Below are 18,067 nucleotides of genomic sequence, written 5' to 3' on the forward strand. Positions count from 1 at the left end.
TCGAGCCCCAGCGAGGCCGCGATAGCGGTGGGGCAGTCGCCAGAAATAGTGACCCTGCCGCCGCCATCGCAGCCTCGCCGGGGCTCGACAGCTCCCACAGTTGATCTTCGCCGAGGCAGATCAGCCTCACTACACCCGCAACACAATCTTGCCAATATGGTCGCCGCCTTCCATCCGTGCATGGGCCTGGGCGGCGTCTGTGTATTCGTAGACCTTGTCGATGATCGGCAGGCAGCGACCGGCCGACAGCACCGGCCACACGTATTCGCGCAGTTGTTCGGCGATGGCGGCTTTTTCGTCCTTGGAACGTGCGCGCAGCAGCGAACCGGTGATGACGGCGCGTTTGCCGAGGATGGTCAACAGGTCGACATCATTGGCCTTGCCTCCGCCGAGGAAACCCAGCATCACCAAATGCCCGTCCATGCCCAGGGCCTTGAGGTTGTTGTTCAGATACGAGGCCCCCATGATGTCGAGGATCACATTCACGCCCTTGTCGCCGGTTTTCTTGGCGATGACGTCGGCGAAGTCTTGCTCGCGGTAGTTAATCGGCTCGGCGCCCAGCTTGGCAATTGCCGCGCATTTGTCGGCACTGCCGGCGGTGGCGAAGGCGTGGATGCCGAACTCGCGGCAGAGCATCAGCGCGGTGGTGCCGATGCCGCTGGTGCCGCCATGGATCAAGGCGCGCTGGCCTTTGTGCGCGCCACCGAGGCCGAACAGGTTGGCCCAGACGGTGAAGAAGGTTTCCGGCACGGCCGCGGCTTGAACCCAGTCCATGCCCTCCGGGATCGGCAACGCCTGGCTCGCAGGTACGGCGCAAAACTGCGCATAACCGCCGCCATTGGTCAGGGCGCAGACCTTGTCGCCAATCGCGTACTCATTCACACCGGCGCCCAGCGCGACCACTTCACCGGCCACTTCCAGGCCAGGGATCGGGCTCATGCCCGGCTTCATCGGGTACTTGCCAGCGCGCTGCAAGGCGTCCGGGCGGTTGACCCCAGCCGCGTGTACACGAATCAGGATCTCGCCTGGGCCTGCCACCGGCACGTCGGCTCGACGCGGTTGCAAGACCTCAGGGCCACCGGGGGTGGTGATTTCGATCAGGGTCATTTCTTTAGGGAGCGACATTTGCGATTACCTGCAGCGATGAGCGTATGAGTTGGGACCGCGTCGGGCAGTCGCCGGTTCAGCAGCATCCTATCGAAGGGCGGCATCTAACAAAAAAAGCCGGGCAAGCCCGGCCAAAAACAAGGTGAGGGTGTTTAGCGCTTCAGGAACGCCAACAAGTCTTCGTTCAACTGCTGGGTGTGGGTGGCTGCGAAGCCGTGTGGCGCATCCTTGTACACCTTCAACTGCGCGCCTTTGATCATCTCGGCCGCGACTTTACCCGTGGTCTCGAACGGCACGACCTGGTCGCCGTCACCGTGGATCACCAGGGTCGGCACGTCGATCTTGGCCATATCCGGGCGAAAGTCCGTCTCGGAGAATGCAGTGACGCAATCCACCGTGGATTTGAGCGACGCCAACAGGGCGATCTGCAGGGTCTGCGTCAGTACGCCCTGGGAGACTTTCTGGCCCTTGTTGATGCCATAGAACGGCGTGTTGAAGTCGCTGATAAATTGCGCGCGGTCTTGCAGTAGCCCGGCCTTGATGCCGTCGAATACTTCAGTCGGCACGCCCTGCGGGTAATCCGGTTTTTGGCCGAAAATCGGCGTCACCGCACCCAGCAGCACCAGGCCCGCCACACGGGCGCTGCCATGGCGTGCGATGTAGCGCGCCACATCACCGCCACCCATGGAGAAGCCCACCAGCGTCACGTCCTTGAGGTCAAGGTGTTCGATCAGTTGGGCGATATCGTCGGCGAACGTGTCGTAGTCGTTACCGGTCCACGGTTGGTCGGAGCGGCCAAAACCTCGGCGGTCGAAGGCGATGGTGCGAAAGCCACGGCTGCTCAAGTATTCCATCTGGTATTCCCACATGTCGGCATCCAGCGGCCAGCCATGGCTGAACAACACGGGTTTACCGCTGCCCCAGTCCTTGAAGTAGATCTGGGTACCGTCGTTGACAACGAATGTGCTCATGGAAAACTCCTTGGGTCAGGGGGCAAAAGCTCGGCGTTACTGTTGCGTTAAACCGGACGAAGGGCTTGTATGCATGTGCTCGGTTGAACGGTTCCGCGTCTATATTGGTCCACTGACCTCTACCGTCAGTTCAACAGGTGAACCAAATGGCCAAGACATACAGCTACGCCGCGCGGGATTCCAAGGATGCACTCAAACCCTTTACTTTCGAGCGCCGCGCGCCAGGCGCCGATGACGTCCAGATCGACATTCTTTATTGCGGCGTCTGCCACTCCGACCTGCACACCGCGCGCAACGAGTGGCACAACACGTTGTACCCGTCGGTGCCCGGCCATGAAATCGTCGGTCGCGTCACGGCCGTCGGCGCCGATGTAAAGACATTCAAGGTCGGTGATTTGGCCGGTGTCGGTTGTATGGTCGACAGCTGCCAGCATTGCGCGTCCTGCGCCGAGGGCGAGGAGCAATACTGCGAGAACGGTTTTACCGGCACCTACAACGGCCCGGTGTTCGGCGGTGAAAATACCTTTGGCGGCTACTCGGACAGCATCGTGGTCAAGGAGAAGTTTGTATTGCGTATCTCCCACGATGATTCGAACCTGGCGGCTGTGGCGCCGCTGCTGTGCGCCGGGATCACCACGTACTCGCCGCTGCATCACTGGAAGGTTGGCCCTGGCAAGAAAGTCGGTGTAGTCGGCCTCGGTGGGCTAGGGCATATGGCGGTGAAGATCGCGCATGCCATGGGTGCGCATGTCACGTTGTTCACTACCTCGCCGAACAAGCGTGAAGATGGGCTGCGTTTGGGGGCTGACCAAGTGGTGGTGTCGAAGAACCCGGATGAAATGGCCAAGGTTGCCAACAGCCTGGACTTCATTCTCAACACCGTCGCGGCGCCGCACGACCTGGATGCGTTTCTCAATCTGCTCAAGCGTGACGGCACCATGACTCTGGTGGGTGCGCCTGACAGCCCGCACCCGTCGCCATCGGTGTTTAACCTGATTTTCAAGCGCCGCAGCCTGGCCGGGTCGTTGATTGGTGGCATTCAGGAGACCCAGGACATGCTGGATTTCTGCGCCAAGCATAAGATCGTCTCGGACATTGAGATGATTGATATTCAGGGCATTAACGAGGCGTACGAGCGGATGCTCAAGGGTGATGTGAAGTATCGCTTTGTGATTGATATGGAGAGTTTGAAGAAGGAAAGCCACGCGGCTTGATAGCACCTTTGCTTTTTGTGGGGGCGGGCTTGCTCGTGAATGCGCTGGGTCAGTCACAAATAAGCTGACTGGCCCACCGCATTCGCGAGCAAGCCCGCTCCCATATTTGATTGGGTTCAGCCTTCAAAATCAGGTCGACTGCCAGCCGGCCTCGGCGTTGCGGGTGCTTGTGTTTTTTCAGGCCGAAAGATGCTCATACAAAATAGTCGCACCCACCAGCATCAACACCACGCCACCCACCATCTCAGCGCGCTTGCCCACCACTGTACCCAGCACCCGCCCAAGCATCATGCCGATGGTCACCATGGTCATGGTTGCCAGACCAATAGCCGCCGAAGCCACCAGGATATTCACGTCGACAAACGCCAAGCCTACGCCCACCGCCAGCGCATCAATACTGGTAGCAAAGGCAGTGACAGCCAGGATCATGAACGAGTGCTGCGTCGGTTTCTCAACCTCGTCATCGTCCACCTTGAGCCCGTTGTAAATCATGTGCAAACCCAGCGCGACCAGCAGGGTAAAGGCGATCCAGTGGTCCCAGTCTTCGACCCAGCGGGTCGCGGCATGGCCGATGGCCCAGCCGATCATGGGCGTGATGGCTTCGATCACACCAAAGATCAAACCGACGCGCAGGGCTTCGATAAAGCGGGGTTTGTGCAGGCTGGAGCCTTTGCCGATGGCCGCCGCAAAGGCGTCCGTGGACATGGCCAAGGCAAGAAGGATAAGGGAAATAGGGTTCACGGTGAGGCTTCCAGTCGGGCTATATGAGTCAACGACACAACCACACGCCCGACTTTAGGCATGGATGTGTCGCTGGTCTCACCAACCACAACGGTGTTCGTACCACGGCAGGTTGCCGAATATGTTGATACGAACGCTTCTGAGCAGGTCAGAAGCCGGTTACTCCCCAACGAAGGGCCGCAGCATAGACGATCAACTATGAAAAAACCATCAACGCCCTTCAAATACCGCTGGGCGCCGTTCGGCAAACGCTGCCAGTCCTTCACTAAAGTCGGCACTGGCGCAGGCCTGGCGGCGTAGCTCGGCGATTTGTTCCATGGCGTGCACGGGCATCGGTTGCAGGTCTTCGAGGATGCGCAATTGCTCTTTCACTGCCTGAATCGCCAATGGGGCCTTGGCGGCGATGCCTTGGGCGTATTCCAGGGCGGTGGCTTCCAGGGCGTCGGTGGGCACCAGTCGGTTGATCACGCCGAAGCGTTCGGCGCGTTCGGCGTCGAGTTTCTGGGCGCAGAAGAACATTTCCTTGAGCACATGAATCGGCAAGTTGTTGAAGAAACGCAGCAGGCCGCTGGTGGTGTAGGGCAGGCCGATGTTGGCCGGGGTCATGGCGAAGCTGGCGCTGTGGTCGGCGATCACCATGTCGCAACTCATGGCCAGGTCCACGGCGCCGCCCCAGGCCGAGCCCGAGATTAAGGCGATGACCACGCCGGGGTAGGCACGGATGCGCCGCAGTACGCGTTCCAGCGGTTTACCGTAGGCCACGGGGTCGCGGTCGCGGGCCACTTCGCCGATATCGTGGCCGGCGCTCCACACGGTCTGGCCGACGTCGGCGCCGAGTATTACCACGCCGACGCGCTGGGCGGCGAGGGCGATCAGGCGCTCATCCAGGCTGTCGAGCAGTTGCGCGCTAAGGGCATTGCGCTGGCTGGGGTTGCTGAAGGTCAGGCGCGCAATGCGCTTGTCGATGAGAGTGTGTGAAACGTTGACCGTCATGATGCGGTTCCTGTGTGGCTATCAAATTCGGGGGCCTGGAAAAGCACGCAGGCGTTGAGCCGGGACTGGATCGAGGCCGGTGCAAAACCGGCTTGTTGCAGCACCTCAACGCTGTGCTCGCCGAGCAGCGGCGGTGGCCGCAGTGCGCTGCTCGATTCGGCTGCGCTGAACACCGGCGCCACCACTTGGCGCACGGTGCCCAGAGTGGGATGCTCCACCGTTTGGGTCAACCGGCTGTGCAGCACGTGCGGGTCGGCGAATACTTCATCGAGCGTATTGATGGGGCCGGCGGGCAAGCCGGCGGCGATAAAGCGTTCGCTCCAGTCGCGTTTGGTACAGGGTTTGAGGCGGCTTTCCAGAATAGCGTTCAGTTCATCGCGACGCTCCACGCGGGCTTCATTGCTGATAAAACGCCGGTCGCCCGGCAGCTCGGGCAAGTCCAGCAGCACACACAACCGGCCCCATATGGCCGAGGTGATCGGCGCCAGGTTCAGGGGGCCGTCCAGGGTCTGGAACACACCGTAAGGCGCAATCACCGCGTGGGCTTTGCCAGTACGGCGTTGCTCATTGCCCAACCGGCGATCAGCCAGCAGCTGCGCAACCTGGAGCAGGACATGGGCATGCAGCTGCTTGAACGCAGCGCCCAGGGCGTGGTGCCCACCGCGGCCGGCCAGACCTTATACCGGCATGCCGTCGAGCACCGCGCGGATGCTCGCCATGCCGCTGGCGCGCACCCTCGCAGCCGCGTCGAATCGGCCATGCAGGGAGCCGGGTTGCCGTTTGCCGTGGAGTTTGAAGCCAACTCCACCGACCTGTTGTTCTCGGCGGTGCTGGCGCGGCTTGGCGTGACCATCCTGCCGTGGGCGGCGGCGTATGTTGAACTGGCGCAGCAATCGCTCAAGCTCGCCCGGATTGATCACCGTTTATTCAGTCGAAAACTGTCGTTGTGCGGGCCGAATACGGCGGTGCAGAGCAACGCCGTGCAGAAGGTCAAGGGGACGATCCTGGAGTTGTTCGAAGGGTTTGAGCCGCAACAGGGCTGGGCGGCGGCCGGGTAATGCCTGGCTATAACCAGGCACGTCCGCCAACGAAAATCATCTTCGACACCAACTCCACACTGTTTTTGACCTCAAGTTTCTTCATCAGCCGCGCCCTGTGCACCTCCACCGTGCGGTGGGAGATTGTCAGGCGTTGGGCGATTTCCTTGGATTTGAGGCCGTTGACGATGTGCATCGCCACTTCCCGCTCCCGTGGCGTGAGGTCGCCGGTGCCTTGGTGGGTGCGGTCCAGGCGTTCGAAGTGCCAGATCATCAGTTTGAACGGGTCTTTGGGCGTCAGGGTGTAGCCGTGGGACTTGGCCCAGAACACTTCGCCGTTTTTGTGCTGCATGAAGCGTTCGTCGGAGTAACGGCCGTTTTTACTGTCGAGCAGCCAGTCGTGGCTGCGCTTGCCGATGGCGTGGTAGTCGGCCTGGGACGGGTAGATCAGCAGGGTCAGTTGGTTGAGCAAGGCGTCGCGCGCATAGCCGAACAACTGCAAGAAGGCTTCGTTGCAGTCGATGATCACGCGGTTGTTGGTGACCAGTTGCGGGGCAGGGGACAGTTGGAACGCCAGGCGCTCGATATCTTGGAGTTGCTGTGCAAACGCGTTCATTGGGCATCCTGCCTCGTTGCTTTTCTCACCTTGGGCTACTTATCCATGTAAGTAGTTACACGAATTGGCGACTGCCCGGCGGTGCGTCATTGTAGGTAATCTTCGCACCAAAAACAGAAGAAATTGATTATGCCAGCTGATTGCGTCTCCATTGTTGCCGCCGGTCACTCACGCTTTGGTCGCCTGGAAGGCACCACCCTTGAAGACCTGATCGTGCAGGTCACCCGCGAAGCCCTGACGGACGCGGCTATTGATGCGTCAGAAATCGATGCGTTGTTCCTTGGCCACTTCAACTCGGGGCTGGTGCCTGACGGCTTTGCCTCGTCCTTGCTGCTGCAGGCCGACCCTGGCCTGCGCTTCAAGCCGGCCACCCGTTGTGAAAACGCCTGCGCGTCCGGCTCCGCGGCGATCCAGGCGGGGATTAACGCGATCCTCTCCGGCAGCGCCGAACTGGTGCTGGTGGTGGGCGCCGAGAAGATGACCCACACGTCCACTGCTGAGGTCACCCAGGCCCTGGCCGGCGCCGGCTATCAGAACGATCCGGCCGAAGCCGGCTTGAGCTTCCCACAACTGTTTGGCCGTGCGGCACGCCAATACACCGAGCGCTACCACTGCCCGTTGGGCTCGATGGCGGCCATCGCCACCAAGAACCACTCCAATGCCATGGCCAACCCGTTGGCGCAGATGCACCGGGTGATGGATTTTGAGCACTGCAACAATGTGTCCAAGAGCAACCCGTTTGTGGCCGAGTCGCTGCGCCTCACCGATTGCTCGCTGATCAGCGACGGCGCCGCCGCGATCATCCTTGCCTCGCCCAAGCGCGCGCGGGCGTTTCGCCGGGATGTGCAGATCTGCTCGATGACGCAAGTCAACGACTGCCTGCCCATCGCCCAGCGCGACATCCTGGCCTTTGAAGGCCCGCAACGGGCGATTCACTCGGCGCTGCGCGGGGCCAATATCACCCTGGCCGACCTGAGTTTCGCCGAGGTGCATGACTGCTTCACCATCGCCGAACTGCTGATATACGAAGCCATGGGCCTGGCGCCCAAAGGTGAGGGCCATCGCGTGCTCGACAGCGGCGTGGTGCGCGCGGGCGGGCGGCTGCCGGTGAACCTTTCCGGTGGGCTCAAGGCCAAGGGGCATCCGGTGGGCGCCACTGGTGTGTCGATGCATGCCTTGGCGTTCCGCCAGTTGACCGGCGAGCCGATCGGCCTGTCGGTGCCCAACCCGGAGTTCGGTCTGGTGTTCAACATGGGCGGCATGGCCGTGGCCAACTACGCCTCGGTCCTGCACGCGCGCAGGAGCTGAACCATGAACATCGCCAACTGGCTGCATGACACCCAGCGCCGCGACCCGCATCGCCCGGCGCTATTCGAGGGCACGCGGCAAGTGGCCGACTACGCCACCTTTGCCGCCCATGTGCGCCAACGCGCCGCGCACCTGGTGGATCAACACGGTCTGGTACCGGGTGATGCGGTGGCGGTGCTGATGAAGAACAGCTGTGATTACCTCGAATTGCTCTACGCCATCTGGTGGCTGGGCGCGGTGGCTGTGCCGATCAACGCCAAGCTGCATCCATCGGAAGCAGCATGGATCGCGGACAACGCCGAGGCCCGCCTGATCTTTACCGACGGCGGCCAGGTGTTTTCGTCGCGGGATTTGCCCCAACGCTGCAAGGAACTGGACGGGCACACGCTGCCGCCGACCCGTGGCTGGCCGACCTTGGAACAACCGGTACCGCGCCAGGACCAGGACCTGGCGTGGTTGTTCTATACCTCCGGCACCACCGGGCGTTCCAAGGGCGTGATGCTGTCCCACGGCAACTTGATCGCGATGTCGCTGTGTTACCCCACCGATGTGGACCCGGTCAGCCCCGACGACGCGGCCTTGTATGCCGCGCCGATGTCCCACGGCGCCGGGCTGTATAACTTTATTCATGTGCGCTGCGGCGCGCGGCATGTGGTGCCGGTCTCCGGCGGTTTCGACGCCGCCGAGCTGTTCGGGCTGGCCGCCCTGTTGGGGAATGTCTCGCTGTTTGCCGCGCCGACCATGGTCAAGCGCATGGTCGAACAGGCCCGCCGCCAGGGTTACGGCGGCGAAGGCATCAAGACCATCGTCTACGGCGGCGGCCCGATGTACCTGGCTGACCTGTGCGCGGCCGTCGACACCTTCGGCCCGCGCCTGGTGCAGATCTACGGCCAAGGCGAAAGCCCGATGACCATCAGTGTGCTGCCACGCTCGCTGATTGCCGACCGCCAGCGCGCAGGCTGGGCAACCCTGGCTGCCTCGGTGGGGCACGCGCAATCCTGTGTCGAAATCCGCATTCTTGACGCACAGCACCAGCCGATGCCGACGGGTGAGCGCGGCGAAATTGCCGTGCGCGGCGCCACGGTGATGCAGGGTTACTGGCGCAACCCCGAAGCCTCGCGCCAGACCTTGGTGGAGGGCTGGTTGTTGACCGGCGATATCGGCTTTCTCGACGCGGCCGGCTACCTGACCCTGACGGATCGCTCCAAGGACGTGATCATCACCGGCGGCAGCAACGTGTACCCGCGTGAAGTCGAGGAAGTGCTGGCGCAGCATCCCGAGGTGTTCGAGGTGTGTGTGGTCGGTGAGCCGGATGCGCAGTGGGGCGAATCGGTGGTGGCGTTTGTGGTGACACGCGGCGGGCAAACACTCGACGAAGCCGAACTAAGCGCCTGGTTTGTGCAACGCATGGCTTCGTTCAAAAAACCCAAGAAGTACCTGTTCCGTAATGAATTGCCCAAGAATAGCTACGGCAAAATCCTCAAAACCGACTTGCGGCATTGGCTGAAAGCAGCGAGTATCGCCGCGCTTACCTAGCCCCGCTTTTCATGGACAGATAACAAGACAAGGAGTCCCTTCGATGGGCAATCAAGCGCAAGACACGGTCCGCAAACGCCGCCGTGCATTTCTCGGTGCCACCTCCGGCCATTTGATCGAGTGGTACGACTACGGCGTGTACGGCTTTCTCGCCGTGTACATCGGTCAGGCGTTCTTCGTCTCCGATGACCCCACCACCAGCCTGCTGGCCAGCTTTGCCGCGTTCGCACTGAGTTTCTTTATCCGGCCATTAGGCGGGCTGTTTTTCGGCCCGCTGGCGGATAAGATTGGTCGCCGCAAAACCCTGATCATGGCGCTGGTGATGATGACCGGTTCCACCGTCATGCTCGGCCTGTTGCCGAGCTACGCAACCCTGGGTATCGCCGCGCCGATCCTGCTGATCCTGGTGCGCTGCGTGCAGGGTTTCTCGGCGGGTGGCGAGATCGGCACGGTGACCAGCTTCATCTCCGAATACGCCGGCCCCGGCCGACGCGGCTTTGCCACGTGCTGGCTGATGGTCACCGCCGTACTCGGCCTGCTGCTGGGCGGCGCCGTGGCCAATGGCATGACCTGGATTCTCGGCACCGAGGTGATGCAGGAATGGGCCTGGCGCATACCGTTTTTGATCGCCGCGCCGCTGGGCTTTATCTCCATGTACATCCGCCTCAAGCTCGAAGACAGCCCGGAGTTTCTGGCCCTGCAACGCACCGGCCAGACCTCCCGCGCACCGTTGCGCGAAGTTTGGCAGTGGAAGCGCGCTATCGCCCTGGTGTTCTTTATCATCACCTTGCACAGCTCGATCTTCTATCTGGTGCTGACCTTCGCCTCGACCTACATGGCCAAGATTCTCAAGTTCGACAGCGGCACCACGTTGCTCTACGTATTCGTCGCGAGTTTCTCGGCAGCCTTCGTGATGCCGTTTGGCGGTGCGTTCACCGATAAATACGGACGCAAGCCGTTCCTGATGGTGGTCGGCACCTTGGCTACGTTGGCGATGTTCTGGCTGTTCAAGTCAGCGCCCACCGCCACACCTGCGACGTTCTTCGCGCCGTTGATGGCGGTGGCGATCCTGTTCGGGCTGTACGCCTCATCCACCTACGCGCTGATGAGCGAGCTGCTGCCGACGCGCATCCGCTCCACCGGGATTGCCGTGGCGTACAACGTGCCGGTCGCGGTGTTTGGCGGCAGCGCGCCGCTGATCTCCACGTGGCTGATCAAGGTGACCGGCGACATCACTTCACCGTGGTATTTCTACGTGGCCACGGGCGTAGTGTCGCTGATTGCCTTGGTGGTGTTGCGCAAGGAAGATTTTGTCGCCAGTGGCAGCCCGGTGGTGGCGCCAGCGGGGGCAGTGTTGGCACCTGCATCCTGATCGAATAAGGGGTGGAAAAACCGGCTACGTTGTTTCAGGCGCCTATCATTGATCAACAAGGAAGGCATGACCATACGCCGCGAAACGTTGCGCTCAACGCGCGCACTGTTTCGCGGGACCGTGCATCACTGATCCGGCTATGCAGTACCACCTCACTGACGGGTAATGCGGGCAAACCGTATTGCTCGCTCACGTCCACCGCCCCGGCCGGGGCCACGCGATGGGCGAGGGCGGCGACGCCCAGCCCGGCGCTCACCGCGGCGCCCACCGCCATTACGCCACCGCCGACAAACACTTCAGTCCAGTCGATACGTGCCGCATCCAAGGCCCTTACCGCCAAATGTCGAACGCCGCAGGGCGCGGCCATGGTCGCCATGCGCAGCGGGGTGCCGCTGCTGTGTTGCCAGGTGGGTGCGGCAAACCAGCCGAAGCGTTCTACTGCCAACACTTCGCCGTCCTGGCGGTCGCCTTCATTGCGTACGATCACCGCGTCCAGCTCATTGCGGTCGAATGCGGCGACCAGGCCGCGGGACGAGGCGATGCGCACTTCGAGTATCACCAATGGGTCGTAGGCGGCGAGGCGGCTGAGCCACGTGGGCAAGTCCGGCCCAGCCACGTGGTCGCTGATGCCGATCACCAAGCGCCGTGGTGCGTGTGTGCCCATGTCGCCGAGTGCGCGTTCATGGGCATTGAGCAGGGCGCGGGCGGCCACGATGAATTGCTCACCCTGGGGCGACAGACGCACATGGCGCGGCGTGCGTTCCGGCAGGCGATAACCGAGGCGTTCTTCCAGGCGTTTGAGCTTGAGGCTGATGGCGGCCTGGGAGGTGTCCAGCGCTTCGGCGGCGCGGGTGAAACTGGCGAAATCGGCCACCAGGACAAAGGCTTGGACGGTGTCAATATCCAGGGGTTTGAGCGCATCAGCCATATCAAATCCTTATCGCACATATATCTGGCCATATCTTGTTGAAATCATCGCTGCTGCGCAAGCTCAAACCTCATCTTGCACGGGAGCTTTGCCATGTTTGCCAAACAGTATTCACACCGCTTGCCTGCCGACTACGACATGGGCGTGATTCGCCGGCGCGCCGCGCAGTTAGGGCCTTTGTGGGATCACACCGAGGGGTTGTTGTTCAAGGCGTTCATCGCCCAGGAGCGCGGGCAAGCGCAGGGTAATGTGTATGCCTCGGTGTACCTGTGGGCCGATCCATTGCAGGCTGCTGATTTTTTACTCGGGGAGCGTTTTCAGAAGGTGCTCGACAGCTTCGGCCGCCCGCACATCGAGAGCTGGTTGCCGTTGGATGTGCAGCGTGGGCCGGCGCAGAACGCGTTGAGTCTGTACCGCCAGGAGTGGCCGTTGGAGCCTGGGGCGGATCGGGCCGGGATACTGGCCGAGGAAAAACGGCGCAATCAGCAGCTGGCGGATAACAGTGATACGTTCGCGGTCTTCTTGGCGCTGGATGTGCAGGCTTGGCGTCTGGTGCGGTTTACCTTGTCGGCGAAGGTGCTGGAGATGGACCACCTGGGAACGGGCTACCAGGTGCTCTATCTGGCGCGAGGCGTTGCGCGATAGCGTTAACTGGGCCAGTCTTGCAGGCTTGATTCTCGTCTTCGGAGCACTCTGCGTTGCCTGCCACGCGTTTGACACTGATCTGCCATGCCGCTACCTCGTCGCAAAAGCAGGCGCGGTTTCCCGATGACGAATCCGTCGCAATGGATTGGCAAAGCGCGGTGTTATCCCTCGCCGGCCGCTTCAAGAAAAGCCCGCGCCTGGTGTGCGGGCCAGAGGCCAGAGCCCGCCAGACAGCGGGCTTGTTCGGCGGGAACGCGCAGATCGAAGACGCCCTGCGCGATGGTGATTTTGGCGCTTGGAAAGGCCAGGTCATCGGCGAGATCGACAACCACGCGTTAACGGCCTGGATGACCGACAGCACCAGCGCGCCCCACGGCGGCGAGTCGGTGGAGCAGATTTGCGCCCGCGTTGCGCAGTGGATGAAATCCCTCGAAACCCAGCCCGGTCATGTCGTCGCCATCACGCACCCATTTGTGATTCGCGCCGCGATGCTGTACGTCTTGCAGTTCCCGATCTCGATGTTCTACCTGATCGACGTCGAGCCGCTGTCTAGCACCGAACTGCGCTTCAACAACGTCTGGCGCCTGCGCCTGGAAACTCACGCTTGAGCGCGTGAACATGGCAAAATCCACGCCCCGCAACGAGAGCAACCCATGAAACGCATCCTGATCATCGGCATTGGCGCCGGCAACCCTGACTACATCACGATGCAGGCCGTGAAGGCGCTGAACCGCACTGACGTGTTTTTCCTGATGGACAAGGGCCAGAGCAAAGACAAGCTGATCGACCTGCGTCGCGAGATCTGCCAGACCTACATCACTGAGCCCGGTTACCGTTTCGTCGAGGCCGACTGCCCCGAGCGCGTGCGCGGCGATATCGACTACACCACCGCTGTGCAGGACCTTAACCGCGACAAGCAGCAGACCTTCGAGCGCATGATCAACGAGGAAATGGCCGACGGTGAAGTCGGCGCTTTCCTGGCCTGGGGCGACCCTGCGCTGTACGACAGCACCATCCGCATCCTGCAGGCGATCCTCGCCAGCGGCCGCTGCGCGTTTGAGTTTGAAGTGATCCCCGGTATCACCAGCGTGCAGGCCCTTGCGGCCCAGCACAAAGTGCCGCTGAACCGCATCGGCCGTTCCATCGAGATCACCACCGGGCGTCGGTTGGCGGCGGGGCAGGCGAGTGATGCCGATACCTTGGTGGTGATGCTCGACGCTGACGATGCCTACCGCACGGTGGCCGACCAGGACCTGGATATCTACTGGGGCGCCTACTTGGGCACGCCGGACGAAATCCTTATCAGCGGCAAAGTCAGTGACGTGGCTGAAGAAATCGAACGGGTGCGCAAGGCGGCGCGCCTGGAAAATGGCTGGATCATGGACACTTATTTGTTGCGCAAACCCTGAGGTCGCTTCCCCATGTTCAAACTGTTTGCCCTGGCACTGACCCTGGTGGCTGGCGCTGCCCACGCCGACTCCACGCTGCACACTGATTTGCCGTTGTCGTACCTGGAACAGACCCAGGGCGATGCGCGTAACCAGCCGTTGGTGATTTTCCTGCACGGGTTTGGCAGCAACGAGGAAGACTTGTTTGGCATCAAGGACGCGCTGCCGCCGACCTGGACCTACCTGTCAGCGCGCGCGCCGATGCCGGTGGACCCGCATGGCTATCGCTGGTTTACCAAGACCCCGGGGGGCGGTGATTACGACGGTGAGACCGCCGACTTGCAACGCAGCGCCAAGCTGATCGAAGACTTTGTGGGAAAGACCACGGCCAAATACCACACTCAGAGTGATCGGGTGTTCCTGGTGGGGTTCAGCCAGGGTGCGATCATGTCTTACGAGGTGGGCTTGCGAAAGCCTGAGTTGGTGCGTGGGATCGCGGCGTTGAGCGGCAGTGTGTTGCCGGTGCTCAGGGCTGAGCTCAAACCCAGCGGATCATTGGGTAAGTTGGCGATCTTTATTGGCCACGGTACGTTGGACCAGGCTCTGCCGTATGCTTCAGCAACGCGGGCGAATGAAATTTTGGTGGGGCTTGGGTTGACGCCACAGTTTCATGGGTATCCGGGGATGCCGCATACCGTGAGTGAGGTGGAAGTGCAGGATTTGAAGGCTTGGTTGGAGAAAAGCCTGGAGTAAGCGTGGTTGGTAGATGTGGGTACATATCCATTGCTGCGGTAACGGCGGCTTAGGGTTCCGCTCTTAGGCGGGTCACTTTTGGCAAACGCCCGGAATGCCGGCCCAGCCAAAAGTAACCAAAAGGGCTCTTGCCCCACCACTCGGAGCCTCGCCTAAGCTCGGCATGCCAGAGTGAAGGCTTGAATCCGCGGGCCGCCGCGATGGGCCATCCTTGGCCCATCGTGGTTAACGGGGCCTGTCAGATCAAAAGCAAGAGCACTGAGTGGTAGAAGCAAAAGCAGGACAGAAGCAGAGCACCACCACATCTAGCTGATGTAATGAGATCCCACTGTGGGAGCGGGCTTGCTCGCGAAGGCGGTGGTTCAGCCAGCTCATGTGTAACTGACCCACCGCCTTCGCGAGCAAGTCGAGTCGTCGCACCGCCGCTCCCACAGTTGATTGAGTTCAGTTTCAGAGATCAGGTCGGCTGTCAGGCCGCCTCGGTTTTGCTTTTGATTTGCTTCAACCACTCAGGTCGGCTACTAGGCCGCCGTGCTCTTGCTTTTGATCTTGATCTGAGGCGCCCCGTTAAACCACGCTGGCCGAACGCAGGCTTTGGAGCGGGGGTAAACCGGCAGGACGCCGGTTTAGCCGCGATGGGCCAAGGATGGCCCATGGCGGCGGCCCCCGCTCCAAAGCCGGAGTGAGGGCACACCGAGCCTAGGCGAGGTGCCGAGTGGTGGGGCAAGAGCCTTTTGGTTACTTTTGGGCTCTTTCAAAAGTGACCCGCCGTAAGGGCGGAACCAATATCAGCCAATACCGCAGCAACGGATATGTACAAGGTCAACCGCCAACCCCAGCAGGCACCAAAAACGCCGCCTCCAACAACTGCCGCGTATAAGCATGCTGCGGCTCAGCAAAAATCGCCGCCGCGTCCCCCTGTTCCACCACCTGCCCATGCTTGACCACCATCAACTGGTGACTCAGCGCCTTGACCACCGCCAAATCATGGCTGATAAACAGATAGGTGAGGTTGTACTTGGCCTGCAAACTGCGCAACAACTCCACCACCTGCCGCTGCACCGTTCGATCCAACGCCGACGTCGGTTCATCCAGCAAAATCAAGCGTGGCTTGAGCACCAACGCACGAGCAATGGCAATCCGCTGCCGCTGGCCACCGGAAAACTCATGCGGATAACGATGCCGCGACTCCGGGTCCAGCCCAACCTCGCGCAGCGCCGCAATAATCGCCGCTTCCTGCTCAACAGCCGTGCCCATCTTGTGAATCCGCAACCCCTCGCCAACAATCTCGCTGACACTCATCCGCGGGCTCAAACTGCCGAACGGGTCCTGAAACACCACCTGCATTTCCCGCCGCAACGGCCGCACCTGTTGCTGGCTAAGCCGGTCCAGTTGCTGGCCTTCAAAGCGAATCCCACCAGTGCTCGCAATCAAGCGCAAAATCGCCAGGCCCAGGGTGGATTTGCCCGAACCACTCTCACCGACGATGCCCAAGGTCTGGCCCTGGGGCAGGCTGAAATTGATGCCGTCCACCGCCTTGACGTAATCCACGGTGTTACGCAAAAAGCCCTTCTTGATCGGAAACCACACTTTCAGGTTATCGACTTCCAGCAACGGCGGCCCGACCTCATTGGTCGCAGGCCCACCACTGGGTTCAGCCGCCAGCAATTCCTGGGTGTAAGGATGTTGGGGCGCCTGGAACAGCGTCTCGCAATCGCCTTGTTCAACGATGCAACCCTTCTGCATTACGCACACACGATGGGCGATGCGCCGCACCAGGTTCAGGTCATGGCTGATCAGCAACAACGCCATGCCCAGCCGCGCCTGCAACTCCTTGAGCAACTCGAGAATCTTCAATTGCACCGTGACGTCGAGGGCCGTGGTCGGCTCGTCGGCGATCAGCAGTTCCGGCTCGTTGGCCAGGGCCATGGCGATCATCACCCGCTGACGCTGGCCGCCGGACAGCTCGTGGGGCAGGGCCTTGAGGCGCTTGTGCGGCTCCGGGATGCCCACCAACTCGAGTAATTCCAGAGTGCGCCGGGTGGCGACTTTGCCGGTAAGGCCTTTGTGCAGGCCGAGCACTTCGTTGATCTGCTTCTCGATGCAGTGCAGCGGGTTCAACGAGGTCATCGGCTCCTGGAAGATCATCGCAATGCGGTTGCCGCGAATATGCCGCAGGGTTTTTTCCTTGAGGGTCAGCAGGTCTTGCCCGGAATAACTGATGGTGCCCGCCGGATGACGGGCCAGCGGGTAGGGCAGCAGGCGCAGGATCGAGTGGGCGGTGACCGATTTGCCCGAGCCGCTTTCGCCGACCAGGGCCAGGGTTTCGCCGCGCTTGATATCGAAGCTGACGTTGTTGACCACGCGGTGGTGGTGTTCGCCGGTGACGAACTCGACGCAGAGGTCGCGGACTTCGATCAGATTGTCCTGATTCATCTCATTTCCTCGGGTCGAAGGCATCGCGAGCGGACTCGCCGATAAACACCAGCAAACTCAACATGATCGCCAGTACGGCAAAGGCACTCATGCCCAGCCACGGCGCTTGCAGGTTGGATTTGCCCTGGGCCACCAGTTCACCCAATGACGGTGAGCCGGCTGGCAGGCCGAAGCCGAGAAAATCCAGGGCGGTGAGGGTGCCGATGGCGCCGGTGAGAATGAACGGCATGAAGGTCATGGTCGACACCATGGCATTGGGCAGGATATGCCGGAACATGATCGCGCCGTTTTGCATGCCCAGCGCCCGCGCCGCACGCACGTATTCCAGGTTGCGCCCGCGCAGGAACTCGGCGCGCACCACGTCGACCAGGCTCATCCACGAGAACAGCAGCATGATGCCCAGCAGCCACCAGAAGTTTGGCTGCACGAAGCTGGCGAGGATGATCAGCAAATAGAGCACTGGCAACCCGGACCAGATCTCCAGGAAGCGCTGCCCGGCCAGATCGACCCAGCCGCCGTAAAAGCCCTGCAAGGCCCCGGCGATCACGCCGATGATCGAGCTGAGCACCGTGAGCGTCAGGGCAAACAGCACCGACACGCGAAAGCCGTAGATCACCCGCGCCAGTACATCGCGGCCTTGGTCATCGGTGCCCAGCAGGTTGACAGAGGAGGGCGGGGCCGGCGCCGGTACTTTGAGGTCGTAGTTGATGCTCTGGTAGCTGAACGGGACCGGCGCCCACAGCGTCCAGGCGTCCTTGGCTTTGAGCAGTTCCTGGATGTACGGGCTCTTGTAGTTGGCCTCCAGCGGGAATTCGCCGCCAAACGCGGTTTCCGGGTAGCGCTTGAGCGCGGGGAAGTACCAGCCGCCGTCGAAGTGCACGGCCAGCGGCTTGTCGTTGGCGATCAGCTCTGCGCCCAGGCTGAGCACGAACAGAATCAGGAACAGCCACAGTGACCACCAGCCACGCTTGTTGGCCTTGAACCGCTCGAACCGGCGGCGATTGAGGGGGGATAAGTTCATC

18 protein-coding genes are annotated in these 18,067 nt (G+C 61.5%); 9 read left to right on the forward strand and 9 right to left on the reverse strand.

The features are described 5' to 3' along the window. Positions 1-129: 129 nt before the first annotated feature. Together ACI77I_RS21210 and ACI77I_RS21215 are read right to left on the reverse strand one after the other, a co-directional pair. Complete coding sequence (locus ACI77I_RS21210) at positions 130-1,125, reverse strand: NAD(P)H-quinone oxidoreductase (protein ID WP_406998316.1); 996 nt, start codon at positions 1,123-1,125, stop codon at positions 130-132. Positions 1,126-1,259: 134 nt separating this feature from the next. Further along, on the reverse strand, positions 1,260-2,078 hold the full coding sequence (locus tag ACI77I_RS21215; protein WP_094950218.1) for an alpha/beta fold hydrolase: 819 nt from the start codon (positions 2,076-2,078) through the stop codon (positions 1,260-1,262). Positions 2,079-2,224: 146 nt separating this feature from the next. On the opposite strand from ACI77I_RS21215, the gene ACI77I_RS21220 reads away from it, so the two are divergent. Further along, the gene (locus ACI77I_RS21220) at positions 2,225-3,292 is read left to right on the forward strand and encodes an NAD(P)-dependent alcohol dehydrogenase (protein ID WP_094950219.1); all 1,068 of its coding nucleotides are present in this window, start codon (positions 2,225-2,227) and stop codon (positions 3,290-3,292) included. Positions 3,293-3,469: 177 nt separating this feature from the next. On the opposite strand, the gene mntP is transcribed toward ACI77I_RS21220, so the two are convergent. The 3 genes from mntP to ACI77I_RS21235 all read right to left on the reverse strand — a co-directional run bounded on the left by mntP (position 3,470) and on the right by ACI77I_RS21235 (position 5,601). Beyond that, positions 3,470-4,033, reverse strand: a complete 564-nt coding sequence (mntP, locus tag ACI77I_RS21225; RefSeq protein ID WP_094950220.1) for a manganese efflux pump MntP — start codon at positions 4,031-4,033, stop codon at positions 3,470-3,472. A 210-nt stretch (positions 4,034-4,243) separates the two neighbouring features. Beyond that, the gene (gene scpB, locus ACI77I_RS21230) at positions 4,244-5,026 is read right to left on the reverse strand and encodes a methylmalonyl-CoA decarboxylase (protein ID WP_094950221.1); all 783 of its coding nucleotides are present in this window, start codon (positions 5,024-5,026) and stop codon (positions 4,244-4,246) included. Continuing rightward, on the reverse strand, positions 5,023-5,601 hold the full coding sequence (locus ACI77I_RS21235; protein ID WP_406998317.1) for a CoA transferase: 579 nt from the start codon (positions 5,599-5,601) through the stop codon (positions 5,023-5,025). Before ACI77I_RS21235 ends, scpB begins: the two co-directional genes overlap by 4 nt. On the opposite strand from ACI77I_RS21235, the gene ACI77I_RS21240 reads away from it, so the two are divergent. Next, on the forward strand, positions 5,566-6,084 hold the full coding sequence (locus ACI77I_RS21240; protein WP_406998318.1) for a LysR substrate-binding domain-containing protein: 519 nt from the start codon (positions 5,566-5,568) through the stop codon (positions 6,082-6,084). The two genes, ACI77I_RS21235 and ACI77I_RS21240, sit on opposite strands and share 36 nt — an antisense overlap. A gap of 7 nt (positions 6,085-6,091) precedes the next feature. Here the strand turns inward: ACI77I_RS21240 and ACI77I_RS21245 are convergent, their stop codons facing one another. After that, positions 6,092-6,679 carry a LuxR C-terminal-related transcriptional regulator gene (locus ACI77I_RS21245; protein ID WP_406998319.1) on the reverse strand — a complete coding sequence of 196 codons (588 nt, stop codon included), beginning with the start codon at positions 6,677-6,679 and terminating at the stop codon, positions 6,092-6,094. A 129-nt stretch (positions 6,680-6,808) separates the two neighbouring features. On the opposite strand from ACI77I_RS21245, the gene ACI77I_RS21250 reads away from it, so the two are divergent. The 3 genes from ACI77I_RS21250 to ACI77I_RS21260 are packed head-to-tail and all read left to right on the forward strand — an operon-like array spanning position 6,809 to position 10,895. Then, entirely contained in the window at positions 6,809-7,987 is a 1,179-nt protein-coding gene (locus ACI77I_RS21250; RefSeq protein WP_242155687.1) for an acetyl-CoA acetyltransferase, read from the forward strand. A gap of 3 nt (positions 7,988-7,990) precedes the next feature. Beyond that, positions 7,991-9,523 carry a class I adenylate-forming enzyme family protein gene (locus ACI77I_RS21255; RefSeq protein WP_406998320.1) on the forward strand — a complete coding sequence of 511 codons (1,533 nt, stop codon included), beginning with the start codon at positions 7,991-7,993 and terminating at the stop codon, positions 9,521-9,523. A gap of 43 nt (positions 9,524-9,566) precedes the next feature. Next, positions 9,567-10,895: an MFS transporter gene (locus ACI77I_RS21260; RefSeq protein WP_406998321.1), complete on the forward strand. Its 1,329-nt coding sequence runs from the start codon at positions 9,567-9,569 to the stop codon at positions 10,893-10,895. 52 nt (positions 10,896-10,947) lie between these two features. On the opposite strand, the gene ACI77I_RS21265 is transcribed toward ACI77I_RS21260, so the two are convergent. Beyond that, complete coding sequence (locus ACI77I_RS21265; protein ID WP_406998322.1) at positions 10,948-11,823, reverse strand: LysR family transcriptional regulator; 876 nt, start codon at positions 11,821-11,823, stop codon at positions 10,948-10,950. A 93-nt stretch (positions 11,824-11,916) separates the two neighbouring features. On the opposite strand from ACI77I_RS21265, the gene ACI77I_RS21270 reads away from it, so the two are divergent. The 4 genes from ACI77I_RS21270 to ACI77I_RS21285 are packed head-to-tail and all read left to right on the forward strand — an operon-like array spanning position 11,917 to position 14,609. Then, positions 11,917-12,468, forward strand: coding sequence for a DUF4865 family protein (locus ACI77I_RS21270; RefSeq protein WP_406998323.1), 552 nt, complete (start codon positions 11,917-11,919; stop codon positions 12,466-12,468). A 53-nt stretch (positions 12,469-12,521) separates the two neighbouring features. Beyond that, entirely contained in the window at positions 12,522-13,076 is a 555-nt protein-coding gene (locus ACI77I_RS21275) for a histidine phosphatase family protein (RefSeq protein WP_094950228.1), read from the forward strand. Between the two features lie 45 nt (positions 13,077-13,121). Continuing rightward, entirely contained in the window at positions 13,122-13,877 is a 756-nt protein-coding gene (cobF, locus tag ACI77I_RS21280; protein WP_094950229.1) for a precorrin-6A synthase (deacetylating), read from the forward strand. 12 nt (positions 13,878-13,889) lie between these two features. Continuing rightward, entirely contained in the window at positions 13,890-14,609 is a 720-nt protein-coding gene (locus tag ACI77I_RS21285) for an alpha/beta hydrolase (protein ID WP_406998324.1), read from the forward strand. An 822-nt stretch (positions 14,610-15,431) separates the two neighbouring features. On the opposite strand, the gene ACI77I_RS21290 is transcribed toward ACI77I_RS21285, so the two are convergent. Together ACI77I_RS21290 and ACI77I_RS21295 are read right to left on the reverse strand one after the other, a co-directional pair. Beyond that, on the reverse strand, positions 15,432-17,045 hold the full coding sequence (locus tag ACI77I_RS21290; protein ID WP_406998325.1) for an ABC transporter ATP-binding protein: 1,614 nt from the start codon (positions 17,043-17,045) through the stop codon (positions 15,432-15,434). Position 17,046: 1 nt separating this feature from the next. Beyond that, positions 17,047-18,066 carry an ABC transporter permease gene (locus tag ACI77I_RS21295; RefSeq protein WP_094953756.1) on the reverse strand — a complete coding sequence of 340 codons (1,020 nt, stop codon included), beginning with the start codon at positions 18,064-18,066 and terminating at the stop codon, positions 17,047-17,049. Position 18,067 lies beyond the last annotated feature (1 nt).

The sequence above is a fragment of the Pseudomonas sp. D47 genome (genome assembly GCF_045447305.1).
GTDB lineage: Bacteria > Pseudomonadota > Gammaproteobacteria > Pseudomonadales > Pseudomonadaceae > Aquipseudomonas.